Here is a 15391-nt window from a genome sequence, read left to right on the forward strand (position 1 = left end):
TTTTGCGAGCTAACAAGGGTATTAATCTTAAAATCCATAAGGATAAATTACGCTCACATAGTAGTTTAACAAGAAAATATAAGATATTGTTTATATAGGATTTTTTAAATAAAAAGAGTAGGTAATTACTATTAAAAAATAATAAAACCACCCCTTTTGTCTACTATGCCTCTAAATAAAAAACGCATTTATCTGGTCAAAAGATAAATGCGTTTTAAGTTTCTTATTTGCTAATATAACTATTATTTTCCAACTTGATTTCCGATAATTCCACCTACTGCGGCACCGCCAACAGTACCTAAACCACTACCATTAGTTAATACTGCTCCAGCAACGGCACCAAGTCCAGCACCAGTGATAGTGCTTTTATCACGCTTGTTTAGGTGCGCACATGAAGCAACAGAAAATACTAAGGCTGAAATAGCCGTTAGCTTTATTATTGTTTTCATCATTTTTTTCTCCTTAAAAGTTACTAAAATGATCTTAGTTAGCTTACCAGAAGCTATGCAGAACCTGTAGTTATAGTTGTTAAATGAAATTATAGTTATGCACCAATTACCGCTTGCGAAATTTGATTAATCAAATTTTTATAAATTGTACTTCCTTCGGTTGAATTAACTTTGATTTCTATAATTGTTGCACTTTTTCTTAAGTACGCATTCTTTAAGGTTGAGGTTAAATCAGCCCAAGTATAAGGACGAGCATAATTCAGTTCGAACATTGCTGCAATTTGAGAAAAGTCGAGATTATGCGGTAAACGATAATATTGATCTTTAAGTTCATTCTCTACTGGCAACATATCAAAGATTGCTCCACCATTATTGTTAATAACAAAAATAATAGTAGGTAATTTTACTTTTCTAAATAACGCCAGAGAGTTTAAATCATATAGTGCAGAGGTATCACCAACTATGGCAACAAGAGGGGATTCACTTGCGATAGCAATACCTGCTGCGGTAGCAAATAATCCATCAATACCACTTGCCCCACGATTAGTGTAGATAGGATAGTTATTTGGCACTTTACAAAGTGCATCTACTAATCTGACAAATAAGCTATTACCTAAGAATAATACACCATTATTTGGTAATAAGCGTTCAATATGGTGAGCGAGTGAGGCTTCATTCAGATTGCTACCAACTTGTTGTTCAATAAAACCAGTACAAAATTGTGATAAGGCTAGAGGCTCGAGTAACCACGGTTTTTGACGAAGTGGGGGATGAGCACGTAACCAATGATGTACTTTTGCATGAAAGCGGGTTTGCTGATGATGATATGGATCTAAACGACGTTGTGATGAATCAACGAGCCAATATTCCCCTTGGAAAGCAGTAAGGAATTGATTAATACGTTTACTGATAACGCCACTACCTAATTGAATCACAATATCTGCTTGTAGTAATTGATTAAATACGGTTTGATTAGCCAGCCAAATATCAGCATAAGGTAGTGTTGGTTCTACACCAGATTGAATATCAGTTAATAAAATCCACCCCATGGTGTTTGCCCAAGAAGCAATTCCCATTGTTTGCTCTAAAGGCAATCTTCCAACAACAATGACACCACGTTTAGTTCGCCAAAGATCCCATTTTTCATGAATTAAGACTTCTGTTTGATTTTCTGGATGATTAGTCCAAGATTTATTGGTACTTAACCAATGTTTAATTGGATTTAGCCAAATATGAGTATCAATTTGTTCAATATTGGCTTGATATAAAGGTTCAGCAAAAGGCACATTGATATGAATGACACCTGGAGTAAGTTTTTGTTGGTAACATGCTTGTTCTACGGTAGAAACTAACCAATTTGCTGGGTAGTCTTGGCTCGGTTTTGGTAAGTTGACTTTTGCAATAGGATAATGCGCAAACATCCCTTCTTGTGGAATAGCCTGATTTGCTCCACATTCGATTAATTCTAACGGACGATCTGCGCTGAGTACGATTAAATTTGTTTGGGTTTGATACGCTTCTACAATCGCTGGATAAAGGTTAGCAACTGCCGTACCAGAAGTAACAATAATCGCAACAGTTTTTTTTTGTGCTTTTGCTAAACCTAGTGCAAAAAAGCCCAATCCTCTTTCATCAAAGTGAGTATGACAGGTTGCAAGATTCGAATCTTGTAAGCGAGCTGCTTCTAAGGTTAATGGTGTTGAACGTGAGCCTGGAGCAATACAAATGTGTTGAACACCATAATTTATTAAGGTTTTCAGAATAACTTTAGACCAACAACGGTTAAATGTACTAGTTGACATTTTATTCTCCTAGATCTCAATGAAGATTAAATAAAGATAATAACCCTGACATTTTTCTTTCTATTTCTTGCCATTCTTGATCGGCTTGCGACTCTTTGACAATGCCTGCGCCTGCAAAGAGGTGTAAATATCCTTGCTCAAGTTGTGCAGATCGCAGACCAACACATAATTCTGTATAGTTTTGTGAAATGATGCCAATAGCACCAGCATACCAATTACGTTCAAATGGTTCATAGTGATTGATGAATGCCATAGCAGCTTGTTTAGGATATCCTGCTACAGCTGCTGTGGGATGAATAACTAATAGTGGTTCCCAATGGCGATATTGTTCTGTTAGGGCTGCACTAATCGGTCTGCATAGGTGTTGTACTTTTCTGAGTTTGAGTATTTGAATAGTTTCAACTTGGATTTCTTCACAATAAGGTGCAATTTGTTGGCAAATATCATCCACAACAAACTGATTTTCTTCAAGATTCTTATGATCTTGTAATAACCAATCTTGATAGTGCTGCTGTTGTTGAGGCATATCACCAATAGGGGCAGTACCCGCTAATGCTTCACTGTGTAACTGATTTTGAGTGCGTTGATATAAACACTCGGGGCTTGCACCTAAAAATACAGAATGTTCATTCTCTGCAAAAAGAAAATGATAGCAATGTTGGTTGATTGCACGGCTTGCTGCTAAAAAATCTAAGGCATTTAATTGGCTATTTAGAACAAAGGTCATTTTCTTTGCTAGTACTACTTTCTCAAACTGTTTTTCTGCTAAAGCCGTGAGGGCGTTTTGTATTAATCCTTGCCAACTTGAAAAATCACTACTTTGATTGATGAGTGTTGGCACAATGTGTGCCACAGATTGTGGTTGTTTATACTGTATGAAAGTATCCCAATATTGGCTAATCTGTTGTTGTTCCACTTGCCAATTTTGATGATTAATAAATAACTTTATTGTGAGCTGTGATTCCCGATATTCAAAATAGAAGCGTGGTAATACAAAATGGACTTCACCAGCGAATTTTACTCCACCAATAAAATTCAGTGTGGCGTCATGTTGTTTTAAATAAATTAGCTGTTGAACATCATTAATTTTTGTTACTTCACCAATCGCAGCAACTTCATAGTGTTGATGACGTTGCTGAAAATAGAATTGTGGAAATAATGTTTGTGCTTTCAACCAAGCAATAAAATCAATCTTTGGCATATTAATTATACATTGTATAGTGCCAAATGGTTGTGAAGACGGTCGATAAATAGCGATCTGCTCAGTGAATAGTGTTTTGATTTGTTGTAATACATTCATTGTAAATAAGAAGTTCTATTTATCCAAATAAGTAGAAAGGGAGTAATTCTACCGTAATTTCAAATAAACTTCTTGAAAATCTTTCTAAGCCTACAAAATTAGCGTAAAGTAACTCCTTATTGTTAATAGGTGATTCATTAGGGTGATCAAGATGGATTATTTTCCGAAATCAAATAAATTAGAACACGTTTGTTATGATATTCGTGGGCCAGTACATAAAGAAGCTTGCCGTTTAGAAGAAGAAGGACACAAAATTTTAAAACTAAATATTGGTAATCCTGCGCCATTTGGTTTTGAAGCGCCAGATGAAATTTTAGTTGATGTGATTCGTAATTTGCCAACTGCTCAAGGGTATTGTGATTCCAAAGGATTATATTCAGCACGTAAAGCAATCGTTCAATATTATCAATCAAAAGGGTTGTTAAATGTTGGGGTGAATGATGTTTATATTGGCAATGGTGTATCTGAATTGATTACGATGGCAATGCAAGCATTATTAAATGATGGTGATGAAGTATTAGTACCGATGCCAGATTACCCTTTATGGACAGCAGCCGTAACGCTCTCTGGGGGAAAAGCGGTACATTATCTTTGTGATGAAGAACAAAATTGGTTCCCTGATATTGAAGATATCAAACAAAAAGTATCAAGTCGAACTAAAGCAATTGTGATTATTAATCCAAACAATCCTACTGGTGCTGTGTATAGTAAAGAATTATTACTCGAAGTTGCAGAAGTTGCTCGCCAGAATAAACTGATTGTTTTTGCAGATGAGATCTATGACAAAATTTTATATGACGGTGCAGTACACCATCATATCGCTGCATTAGCACCAGACTTATTAACAGTAACATTAAATGGTTTATCAAAAGCGTATCGCGTTGCAGGTTTCCGACAAGGTTGGATGGTATTAAATGGTCCTAAGAAAGCTGCGGCTGGCTATATTGAAGGCTTAGATATGTTAGCGTCTATGCGTTTATGTGCAACAGTACCGATGCAGCACGCTATTCAAACTGCCTTAGGTGGTTATCAAAGTATTAATGAATTTATCCTTCCAGGTGGTCGTTTATTAGAACAACGAAACAAAGCGTATGAGTTAATTACCCAAATTCCAGGGATCAGCTGTGTTAAACCGCAAGGTGCAATGTATATGTTTCCAAAAATAGATACAGAAATGTATAACATTTATGATGATGAAAAATTTGTATTTGATCTTTTAACTCAAGAGAAAGTGTTATTAGTGCATGGTCGTGGATTTAATTGGCATAAACCAGATCATTTCCGGATTGTAACCTTGCCATACGTTCATCAAATTGAAGAGGCTATGGCTAAATTAGCTAGATTCTTAAGTCATTATCATCAATAACAATATCTCTTAGTTTTAAGTTTTAAAATCTCTCTGAGCATTAGCCAGAGAGATTTTTTATTTGTGTGTAAAATCGATAGGATATCTTACATATTTGAAAAATTATTTTTTATTAAAAAATAATAAAACAGCTTTTCAAAAAATACAAAACAAATTATTATTTATCTAGTTTCTGTTGATTGAGGAGAAAAATATGTTAGAAAAATTTGATTTGTCAGGGAAAGTTGCCATTGTTACTGGTTGTAATACAGGTTTAGGACAAGGAATGGCATTGGGTTTGGCTGCAGCAGGTTGTGATATTGTCGGTGTAAATTTAAGCGATGCATCGGATACAGCGGAAAAGGTAACTGCGTTAGGGCGTCGGTTTGTGAATTTACCTGCAAATTTAATGCAACCGGAATGTATTCCATCACTTGTAGAGCAAGCTGTTGCCGCATTTGGAAAAATTGATATTTTAGTCAATAACGCGGGAATTATTCGCCGTGAAGATGCGATCGATTTTACTGAACAAAATTGGGATGATGTGATTAGTATTAATTTAAAATCCGTTTTCTTCTTTTCCCAAGCAGTAGCGAAACAATTTATTAAACAACAAACAGGTGGCAAAATTATTAATATTGCATCAATGTTGTCTTTCCAAGGGGGAATCCGTGTGCCTTCTTATACAGCATCAAAAAGTGCTGTTATGGGGATTACTCGCGCAATGGCAAATGAATGGGCAAAATATAATATTAATGTAAATGCTATTGCCCCAGGATATATGGCAACTGATAATACAGCTGCATTACGTAGTGATGAAGTGAGAAGTAAAGAAATCTTGGATCGTATTCCAGCTGGTCGTTGGGGAGTCCCAGCAGATGTCGCTGGCCCTTGTGTATTCTTGGCTTCTGCAGCAGCAGATTATATCAACGGTTATACCGTTGCTGTTGATGGTGGCTGGTTAGCAAGATAACGAAAATAGTACAAGTAAGGAGTATTTAACAATGGAAAATAAAATAGCCATTCTTGGCGAATGTATGATTGAATTATGGAATGATAAGGATTGTTATCGGCAGGGATTTGCTGGAGATACGCTAAATACGGCAATTTATCTTTCCAGATTGTTAGGTACTTCTGCTCAAGTGTCTTATTTGACTGGGATAGGGAAAGACGATCTCAGTCAAGCAATGTTGACTTATTGGCATCAAGAAAATATTGATACGTCTTCTGTATTTACGGTGCCAAATAAGCAGCCTGGCTTATATATGATTAAAACAGATGAGCATGGAGAGCGTCGTTTTTTATATTGGCGAAACGATGCGGCTGCACGTTATTGGTTAGCAAATTTATCGATTAAAGAGATCGTTACTATTTTATCTGCTTATCGTTACCTTTACTTGAGCGGTATCAGTTTAGCCATTTTACCGCATCAAGATCGTGAAAAATTGTTAACGGCAATCGAGCAATCAACAGTGAAGGTGATTTTTGACAATAATTATCGTCCAGCGTTGTGGGAAAGTGAGGAAGTAACAAGAATGGTTTATCAAAAAATATTATCGTTGGCTAACATTGCTTTTCTCACTTTTGAAGATGATCAAGCCTTATTTGGCTTTAATGATTATCAGCAATCTATTGCACAAGCGGTAGCATTAGGTGTAGAAGAAGTGGTTGTTAAACGTGGCAAAGAGCCTTGTATTGTAGTAACCCAAAATGAAAGCTGTGAAGTGGCAGCAGTAAAAGTAGAAAAAGTAGTGGATACTACGGCTGCGGGAGATTCATTTAGTGCAGGATATTTAGCGAAAAGATTATCAGGCGGTACGATTGTGGAATCAGCTCAAGCCGGACATCAACTTGCAAGTACTGTTATTCAGTATAAAGGTGCTATTATTCCAACAACCGCAATGCCTAAGATCTAATCATTATTTATTGGTAGGATAACCGTAGAACCCTAATCGTTCAGAAACGTGTTTTCCTGCTTGTTGTAATAGATTTACTAAATAAGGGCGATCTTTTTCTTTAAAACGAATTGATGGTAACGAAATAGAAAGCCCTGCAATAATTTTACCTAAACGGTTATAGACAGGTGCTGCAATACAAATTAAACCATCTTCTTGTTCTTCATTATCCTCTGCATAATGATGTTCACGAACTAAATGTAATTCAGGAATAAGTTTCTCAATATTATCTACTGTATTTTTAGTGTATTGCACGAATTTCACTTCAGAAAGAATATTTCTCACTTCATCATCGCTCATATCAGATAACAACACTTTACCAATACCAGTGCTATATAATGGATTACGGCGACCAATCCGAGATTGCATACGCAAATTATATTTTGAATCTATTTTATGTAGATAAACAATTTCATGACCATCAAGAATACCAAGATGTAATGCTTCCCCAGTTTGTTCAGAAATATATTGCATTTCTTTATCAGCAAAAGAGATAAGATCAACGTATTCCAATGATCTTGCACTTAGCTCAAACAATTTTAGACTTAGCCCATATTTATCACTGTCATTTTCTTGATAGACATAACCTAAGTTTTTCATTGTTTGTAGAAAACGATAAGTAGTACTTTTTGACATCATTAATTTTTGTGACAATTCAGTAATACCAATATCTTTTTGTTCAGATAAAATCTCTAAAATACTAAAAACCTTGAGAACCGAAGCAACTGATTCTAATGAGGTATTCTCTTTTTTCATAATAATTAATTCATTCCTCGTACCAACAAAACTGACAAATTATAAACAATCATCTTCCTATTAGAAATATCTAGTTTGCGATGAATCAGATTATCTCTTTCAGCTGTGGAGAGTATCCATTAACGCTGATTAGATTACATAAGACTATATTATCCTTTTTTATAAAAATAAAACATTGTTTTAAATTTTTTAGATCTAAATCACAAATTTGATTTTTGCTAATAGACAAAAATGAAATTATGTTTTAGATTTATCCCATTATTTTAGGAGGTATAGGATGAAAGTGTTACACAATATGCATCCATTGGATGCAAAACATTATGATACAGAGCGCTTGCGTGAAGCATTTCTTTGCCAAGATTTATTTCAATCAGGCAAGATTAATGTTGTTTATAGCCATATTGATCGTTTGGTTGCGTTAGGTGCAATGCCTGCAGACGCAACAAGATTATCATTAGATGAGGTTATTGATAAAAAATCTTTTGGTACAGATTTCTTTTTACAACGTAGAGAATTAGGCTTAATTAATCTTGGTGGCACAGCAGTTGTTGAAACAAAACAAGGTTCTTTTACATTAGAACATTTAGATGCGGTTTATCTTGGTCAAGGTACAGAAGACATTGCCTTTTCTTCTATAGATACTGCAAATCCTGCGGTGTTATATGGCTTAAGTGCCCCAGCACATCATGCTTTTCCTAGTAAATTAATTAAATATTCTGATGCTCGTAAGGTAAAACTTGGTTCATTAGAAAATTCAAATGTACGGACTATTAATCAATATCTACATCCTGATGTATTACAAACTTGCCAACTTTGTATGGGAATGACCGAGTTAGAAAAAGGTAGTGTTTGGAATACGATGCCTGCACATACACATGAACGTCGTATGGAGGCATATCTCTATTTTAATATTGAACCTGATCAAGTGGTGTTCCATTTCTTGGGTGAGCCAACAGAAACTCGTCATATTGTAGTACGAGATAAACAATTAATTATTTCACCAAGCTGGTCAATTCATTCTGGTTGCGGTACGAAGAATTACAGCTTTGTTTGGGGTATGGCTGGCGAAAACCAAACTTTTGATGATATGGATTTTATTCCAATGCAAGAGTTACGTTAGCAATATTTCTTTATTTTTATATACACACTATCCAATACAGGAGAGCAATATGAAAATCTTCAAATTATCAAAAAAAGCCACACTTTTAGCAGCAGCCATTACAGCACTTTATTCTTCTTATGTTGCCGCAGCAACAGAATTAAAAGTGGCATTTAATCAGTCAGATAAGCATCCGCAATATCAAGCATTAAAACAGTTTGGTGAAGATCTTGCAAAAGCGACCGATGGTCGTTACAAAGTGAGTGTATTTCCGAATGAATTATTAGGTGACCAACGTGCTTCATTAGAATTAGTACAAAATGGTGCTATTCAAATGGCAGTTGTTGCAAATCCATTAGTTGAAAACTTTGATAAAACATTTGCGGTATTGGGGATTCCTTATGTTTATGCAAATACAGCACACCAAGAAAAAGTCTTTACTTCTGGTATCTTAGATGAGTTATTTGCTTCAACCAAAAAATTCGGCTTTGAGGTATTAACCGCATATACCGCAGGTGCAAGAAGTCTTTATACCAAAGGTGCACCAATTAAAACAAAAGAAGATTTAAAAGGTAAGAAAATCCGTGTATTACAATCAGATACGATGATTAAGATGCTTTCTTGTATGGGTGGTACGGGTGTTCCGATGAACCAAGGTGAAGTTTACACTGCAATTCAACAAGGTGTATTAGATGGGGCAGAAAATAACGAAATTACTTATGCAGATTTAAAACAATATGAAGTCGCACCTTATTTCTCTCGTACAGGGCATTTACGCGTTGCTGACTTGTTAGTTGTAAGTGAATCATTCTTATCTTCAATGACACCAGAAGATCAAGCTACTTTGAAAAAATTAGCGAAAGAAAGTACTAAAAAAGAATTTGAATTATGGAATGCTCAAATTAAAACTGCGGAAGCTTTTGCTAAAGAAAAAGGTGCAACCTTTGTGGAAGTAGATACTACGCCATTCCAAGAAAGCTGCAAACCATTACAAGAAGAATTAATTAAGACGCCAACCCAAAAAGCGTTATATGAAAAAATTATCGCATTGAAATAAGTAAAAGAGGATAGGTGAGAGACGCCTATCCTTATTTTTATTTGAGGCGATGCGTGGAGGTGTGTGGTGTTTAAAGCATTATTTGCAATTAAAAAGATACTGGATAAGGCCATTGAAGGAATCTGTATTTTCATTGTTGGTTTAATGACAATTCTGACCACTTATCAAGTGGTTGTCCGTTATGTATTTAATAGTCCGAGTGCAGTTAGTGAAATTTTATCTCGTTATTTATTTGTGTGGTTAATCCTATTTGCGGGTGCTTATGTTTTTGGTTTAAGAGAACATATGGAAATTGGTTTCTTAAAAAATAAGCTCCCACCAAAATTACAAATTGTTGCTGATTCTATTTCAGAACTTGCGATTACTGCATTTGCAATTGGAGTCATGATTATTGGTGGTTATAGCGCCACGGTTAGACAAATGTTTCAACTTGATTCGGCGTTACAAATTCCAATCGGTTTTATTTATTCAGCGATTCCAATTAGTGGTGGAATCATCGTGTTTTATTCAATCTGTAATTTAGTGAAATTTTATCAACGTCTGAAAGCGTAGATAGGTCTAGAAGGAATATATTATGGATTTAGCAACAACTGCCGCCTTAATCATGCTTGTCGGCACAGTCTTTTTCTTAGTAATAGGTGCGCCTATTAGTATTAGTGTTGGAATTTCCTCTGTTGCTGCAATGTTAGCAATATTGCCGTTTCAAGGAGGAATGGTCACTTCTGCACAACGTATTTTTGTTGGCTTAGATTCTTTTGCTTTATTGGCAATACCATTTTTTATTTTAGCTGGAAATATAATGAATAGTGGTGGAATTGCTATCCGTTTAATTAATTTTGCTAAGATTTTTAGTCATTTCTTACCAGGTTCATTAGCACAAACCACAATAATTTCTAATATGTTATTCGGTTCTATTAGTGGATCTGGTGTTGCTTCTGCTGCTGCAGTAGGTGGAATTATGACACCAATTGAGAAAAAAGAGGGATATGATCCACGTTATAGTGCAGCAGTAAATATTGCATCTGCACCAACGGGTATGTTGATTCCGCCAAGTAATACGGTGATTGTATATGCAACGGTTGCTGGAAGTGTATCTGTGTCTGCACTATTTATGGCAGGTTATTTACCGGGGATTCTATGGGGTGTTGCGGTGATGGTGATAGCTGGATTCATGGCAAAGAAACGTGGGTATGTAGCAAAAGAAAAAATCACTTGTGCTGAAAGTGTCAAAGTAGCGTTAGCAGCCATTCCAAGTCTTTCATTAGTTATCATTGTTATTGGAGGAATCTTGGCAGGAGTTTTCACTGCAACAGAAGCTTCTGCAATAGCGGTGGTTTACTCTTTATTTTTGAGTTTATGTTATCGTACATTCTCTCTTAAAATGTTACCGCAAATTTTCTTACAAACTGCAAAAATGTCTGCCATAGTGATTTTTATGTTGGCGACTTCATCAGTAATGTCGTGGGTAATGGCATTTACACAAATTCCTAATATGATCGCATCTGGATTATTGTCTGTTACCGATAATCCAATCTTAATTTTATTAATTATTAATGTGATTCTGTTGTTGGTGGGAACGTTTATGGATCCAACACCGGCCGTGTTGATCTTTACACCGATTTTCTTACCAATTTGTACCTCTTTAGGAATGAGTCCGGTACAATTCGGAATTTTACTCGTATTTAATCTTTCATTAGGTACAATTACCCCGCCAGTTGGGCCGATCCTATTTACTGGTTGTAAGGTAGGAAATATTGAAATTGAGCAGGTAATCAAAACATTATTACCTTTCTTTTTCGCGATTTCCGTGACTTTAATGTTAGTGACTTATATTCCTGCTATTTCAATGTCTATTCCAGAGTTAATGGGATTAGTTAAATAAGAGGGATTCAGGGAGATTAATGCTATATGTTGGAGCAGCTGTTTAATCTACCGCAATTTTTAGGGATTGTGGCGTTTATCTTAGGTGTATTGTCGTTTTATCAACGCAATGACAAAAAGTTAAAAATTGTGATGTTAATTCAGAATTTAACCTATATGACGCACTTTCTCTTACTTGGCTCGCAGGTGTCGGCACTGAGTTCTCTGTTATCAGCGTGCCGTACGGCGACAGCGATCTATGTTTCTTCTAAATATGTAGCCCTGTTTTTTGTGATTATTGGGATTACATTTGGTTATGTTGTTTCAGATTCAATTTGGCAATTTTTTCCAATTTTAGGTACTACAATAGGAACAATTTCACTATTTCTATTGAAAGGAATTCCGATGCGATTATTAATGCTGGTTGGATCGGGGTGTTGGTTGACAAATAACATTATCGTGGGATCCTTGGGTGGAATTCTGCTCGAATCTACTGTGATAGTGATGAATTCAATCACTATTTTACGTTTAGTGTTACAAAATAAAGAAAAACAGCGAGTTATCTCTGAATAGAAGAAATTTAGGTAAAATATTCATCTTTTTAGCGATCTATTTTTATGATCAGGCTTGAGAAATCAAGATAAAGTGAGTATAATCCACGACCTTTAATATAGTTAGTAGCGGGTCGGGTTTCATACCTGACGAGGTAGCTAACAAATCTAAACCAATTAGAATGTTGGTAATCCGAACCGTAGAGCTTAAGCTTTAGTTAATTATTGGAGAATTACAAATGTCCAGAGTCTGTCAAGTAACAGGCAAACGCCCGGCAGTTGGTAACAATCGTTCACATGCGATGAATGCAACTCGTCGTCGTTTTTTACCAAACCTTCACACTCACCGTTTCTGGGTTGAAAGTGAAAACCGTTTCGTAACTTTACGCTTAACAGCGAAAGGTATGCGTATTATTGATAAAAAAGGCATCGATGCAGTTTTAGCTGATCTTCGTGCTAACGGCGAAAAAATCTAAGGAGCTGAAAAATGGCAGCAAAAGGTGCTCGTGAGAAAATCAAACTTGTTTCTACTGCAGAAACAGGTCATTTCTACACTACAACTAAAAATAAACGTAACATGCCAGAAAAAATGGAAATCAAAAAATATGATCCAGTTGTTCGTAAGCATGTTATTTATAAAGAAGCAAAAATTAAATAATCGCTTTTTTATAAGATACATTTTTTAAATTTAACTGCACCCAACGGTATTTACTGATGGGTGCAGTTTTTTATCTATTATGGAATAGCTTAATACTATTTCCTTCATTGAGTCAGAGTGTAATCGGTAGTATTCTGAACTATAACGTAAGTTATTAAGGAAAACTAATGAGGCAAGTCGAACGACCATTATCTGGTTTTTTATTGGCATTAACGACAGCGATTTGTTGGGGATCACTGCCGCTTGCTTTACAACGAGTATTAACCGTTTTAGATAGTTATACCATTGTATGGCTACGGTTTCTGATTGCGATGTTAGGTTTAGCGGTTATTTTAACGGCAACAAGAAAATTACCAAAATTTAAGATTGCATTTAATCGCCGTTTTCGTTGGATTACCCTAGTAGGATGTATTGGGCTCGCTGTTAATTTTATCTTGTTTAATACATCGCTGGAGTATATTAACCCTTCTATTTCTCAAGTTCTGGGGCAGGTGTCGCCTTTCTTTATGATGTTGGCAGGGGTAATTATTTTTAAAGAGAAGTTAAAGTGGAACCAAAAATTAGGGGCAGTGTTACTATTTATTGGTTTATTAACTTTTTTTAATGAGCGTTTAATAGAATTATTTACCAGTTTAACGACCTATACCAAGGGTGTGCTAATTTGTGTTTCAGCGGCAATTATTTGGGTATCATATGCGATTGCACAAAAACTACTATTACGCCGTTTTAATTCACAACAAATTTTATTCATCTTTTATATTGGTGCAGCACTAATTTTTACGCCATTTAGTCGCCCGACAAGCTTATCAGGATTAAATTGGGTTACGGGATTATGTTTGGTCTATTGTTGTTTAAATACTTTAGTGGCATATGGTGCATATGCAGAAGCATTAAATCGCTGGGAAGTTGCAAAAGTCAGCTCAATTATCACGTTAACGCCGTTATTTACAATTGTCTTTGTTGAGATATTTCATCGTATGTTCCCCGATGTTGTTGCTGCATCTAACTTGAATTTTTTGGCATATGTTGGGGCATTTATTGTAGTATTAGGCGCATTGTGTTCAGCAGCGGGGCATAAATTAATTAAAACACGTCGGTTTGACGTCATAGGAGATAAATAAAGTATGAAGTTTATTGATGAAGCATTAATTAGAGTGGAAGCTGGTGATGGTGGTAATGGTTGTGTCAGTTTCCGCCGTGAAAAGTATATTCCAAAAGGTGGCCCTGATGGCGGTGATGGCGGTGATGGCGGTGATGTCTATTTAATTGCTGATGAAAACTTAAATACACTTGTTGATTACCGTTTTGAAAAGCGTTTTGCGGCTGGACGTGGTGAAAATGGCCGTAGTTCAAATTGTACAGGACATCGTGGTAATGATATTACATTACGTGTACCAGTCGGAACACGAGCAGTAGATAACGATACTCGTGAAGTGTTGGGCGATTTAACTGAACATAATATGAAACTACTCGTGGCAAAAGGTGGTTATCATGGTTTGGGAAATACACGTTTTAAATCTTCTGTGAATCGAGCACCACGCCAAAAAACTAATGGAACACCTGGTGAAAAGCGCGATTTACAATTAGAACTGATGCTATTAGCGGATGTAGGCATGTTAGGGTTGCCAAATGCAGGTAAATCAACGTTTATTCGTGCTGTATCCGCAGCGAAGCCAAAAGTAGCAGATTATCCATTTACAACATTGGTACCAAGCCTTGGTGTGGTGAAAATTGATGACAATCGTAGTTTTGTGATTGCTGATATTCCTGGATTAATTGAAGGTGCTTCTGAAGGGGCAGGCTTAGGAACACGTTTCTTAAAGCACTTAGAGCGTTGTCGCATATTAATTCATTTGGTTGATTTATTGCCAATTGATGAAAGTGATCCTGCAGATAATATTGCAATTATTGAAACAGAATTATTCCAATACAGTGAAAAATTAGCAGATAAACCTCGTTGGTTAGTATTTAATAAGATTGATACGATGGATGATGCAGAAGCACAACAACGAGCAGCGGATATTGTTGAACGTATTGGTTGGGAAGAGGATTATTATTTAATTTCTGCGGCGACAGGACGTAATGTACCTGATTTAGTACGCGATGTAATGGACTTTATTGAAGCAAATCCTCGTGAAAAAGCTGTTGTTCCTGAGAATGAAGAAGTTAAGTTTAAATGGGAAGACTATCATCAACAACAATTGGCAGATGCAGATATTGAGGATGACGATGATTGGTCAGAAGAAGATGAGGAAGGGGTAGAGATCATCTATAAACCTTAAATGAATGAATTGATGTAAATGGCGGATTACTCCGCCATTTTTATTATAGCTAGACAAAGTCTATCTATAAAAACCATACACTATGCGTATGGAGTCAAAAAGCTTAAGCGATAAAAAGAAAAATCCTCACTATATAATGAATAAGGCTGACAACCGAAATTCAAAATATAGGAGGAAATATCAATGCCCACTAAGGCTAATGAGGATTTAAGTCTATCACACACCCGTTGGAACTATAAATATCATATAGTCTTTATTCCTAAATATAGACGTAAGG

Annotated in this window: 16 protein-coding genes and 1 pseudogene; 13 read left to right on the top strand and 4 right to left on the bottom strand. The window is 35.8% G+C overall.

Annotated elements, in window-relative coordinates; genetic code table 11:
• Positions 1-242 precede the first annotated feature (242 nt).
• From QV06_RS01160 to QV06_RS01170, 3 genes are all read right to left on the bottom strand, one after another.
• On the bottom strand, positions 243-452 hold the full coding sequence (locus tag QV06_RS01160; RefSeq protein ID WP_197494388.1) for a glycine zipper 2TM domain-containing protein: 210 nt from the start codon (positions 450-452) through the stop codon (positions 243-245).
• 92 nt (positions 453-544) lie between these two features.
• Positions 545-2251 (bottom strand): 2-succinyl-5-enolpyruvyl-6-hydroxy-3-cyclohexene-1-carboxylic-acid synthase, encoded by a 1707-nt coding sequence (gene menD / locus QV06_RS01165; protein ID WP_065236576.1) that lies wholly within the window; start codon positions 2249-2251, stop codon positions 545-547.
• 16 nt (positions 2252-2267) lie between these two features.
• Positions 2268-3452, bottom strand: a complete 1185-nt coding sequence (locus QV06_RS01170; protein ID WP_245174216.1) for an isochorismate synthase — start codon at positions 3450-3452, stop codon at positions 2268-2270.
• Between the two features lie 250 nt (positions 3453-3702).
• Here QV06_RS01170 and QV06_RS01175 point away from each other — a divergent pair, with 250 nt between their 5' ends.
• From QV06_RS01175 to QV06_RS01185, 3 genes are all read left to right on the top strand, one after another.
• The gene (locus QV06_RS01175) at positions 3703-4917 is read left to right on the top strand and encodes a pyridoxal phosphate-dependent aminotransferase (protein WP_065234015.1); all 1215 of its coding nucleotides are present in this window, start codon (positions 3703-3705) and stop codon (positions 4915-4917) included.
• A gap of 193 nt (positions 4918-5110) precedes the next feature.
• A complete protein-coding gene (kduD, locus tag QV06_RS01180) occupies positions 5111-5869 on the top strand; it encodes a 2-dehydro-3-deoxy-D-gluconate 5-dehydrogenase KduD (protein WP_065236578.1) in 759 nt (252 codons plus the stop codon).
• Positions 5870-5900: 31 nt separating this feature from the next.
• A complete protein-coding gene (locus tag QV06_RS01185) occupies positions 5901-6812 on the top strand; it encodes a sugar kinase (RefSeq protein ID WP_065236579.1) in 912 nt (303 codons plus the stop codon).
• A 3-nt stretch (positions 6813-6815) separates the two neighbouring features.
• Here the strand turns inward: QV06_RS01185 and kdgR are convergent, their stop codons facing one another.
• Entirely contained in the window at positions 6816-7607 is a 792-nt protein-coding gene (kdgR, locus tag QV06_RS01190; protein ID WP_065234018.1) for a DNA-binding transcriptional regulator KdgR, read from the bottom strand.
• 277 nt (positions 7608-7884) lie between these two features.
• Here kdgR and kduI point away from each other — a divergent pair, with 277 nt between their 5' ends.
• From kduI to QV06_RS11410, 10 genes and pseudogenes are all read left to right on the top strand, one after another.
• Positions 7885-8727 carry a 5-dehydro-4-deoxy-D-glucuronate isomerase gene (gene kduI, locus QV06_RS01195; RefSeq protein ID WP_065236580.1) on the top strand — a complete coding sequence of 281 codons (843 nt, stop codon included), beginning with the start codon at positions 7885-7887 and terminating at the stop codon, positions 8725-8727.
• A 49-nt stretch (positions 8728-8776) separates the two neighbouring features.
• Complete coding sequence (locus QV06_RS01200) at positions 8777-9763, top strand: TRAP transporter substrate-binding protein (protein WP_065236581.1); 987 nt, start codon at positions 8777-8779, stop codon at positions 9761-9763.
• Between the two features lie 66 nt (positions 9764-9829).
• Positions 9830-10315, top strand: a complete 486-nt coding sequence (locus QV06_RS01205; protein WP_065236586.1) for a TRAP transporter small permease — start codon at positions 9830-9832, stop codon at positions 10313-10315.
• Between the two features lie 22 nt (positions 10316-10337).
• The gene (locus QV06_RS01210) at positions 10338-11645 is read left to right on the top strand and encodes a TRAP transporter large permease (RefSeq protein WP_065236582.1); all 1308 of its coding nucleotides are present in this window, start codon (positions 10338-10340) and stop codon (positions 11643-11645) included.
• A 26-nt stretch (positions 11646-11671) separates the two neighbouring features.
• On the top strand, positions 11672-12196 hold the full coding sequence (locus QV06_RS01215) for a YgjV family protein (protein WP_065236583.1): 525 nt from the start codon (positions 11672-11674) through the stop codon (positions 12194-12196).
• A gap of 217 nt (positions 12197-12413) precedes the next feature.
• Positions 12414-12650 (top strand): 50S ribosomal protein L28, encoded by a 237-nt coding sequence (gene rpmB, locus QV06_RS01220; protein WP_065234023.1) that lies wholly within the window; start codon positions 12414-12416, stop codon positions 12648-12650.
• 11 nt (positions 12651-12661) lie between these two features.
• Positions 12662-12832, top strand: coding sequence for a 50S ribosomal protein L33 (gene rpmG / locus QV06_RS01225; RefSeq protein WP_065234024.1), 171 nt, complete (start codon positions 12662-12664; stop codon positions 12830-12832).
• 167 nt (positions 12833-12999) lie between these two features.
• Positions 13000-13953, top strand: a complete 954-nt coding sequence (locus QV06_RS01230) for a DMT family transporter (RefSeq protein WP_065236584.1) — start codon at positions 13000-13002, stop codon at positions 13951-13953.
• Between the two features lie 3 nt (positions 13954-13956).
• Entirely contained in the window at positions 13957-15114 is a 1158-nt protein-coding gene (cgtA, locus tag QV06_RS01235) for an Obg family GTPase CgtA (protein WP_065236585.1), read from the top strand.
• A 183-nt stretch (positions 15115-15297) separates the two neighbouring features.
• Positions 15298-15391, top strand: a pseudogene (locus QV06_RS11410) (IS200/IS605 family transposase); the annotation flags it as partial.

It is taken from the genome of Gallibacterium genomosp. 3 (assembly GCF_001678475.1).
In the GTDB taxonomy this organism is placed as follows: domain Bacteria; phylum Pseudomonadota; class Gammaproteobacteria; order Enterobacterales; family Pasteurellaceae; genus Gallibacterium; species Gallibacterium faecale.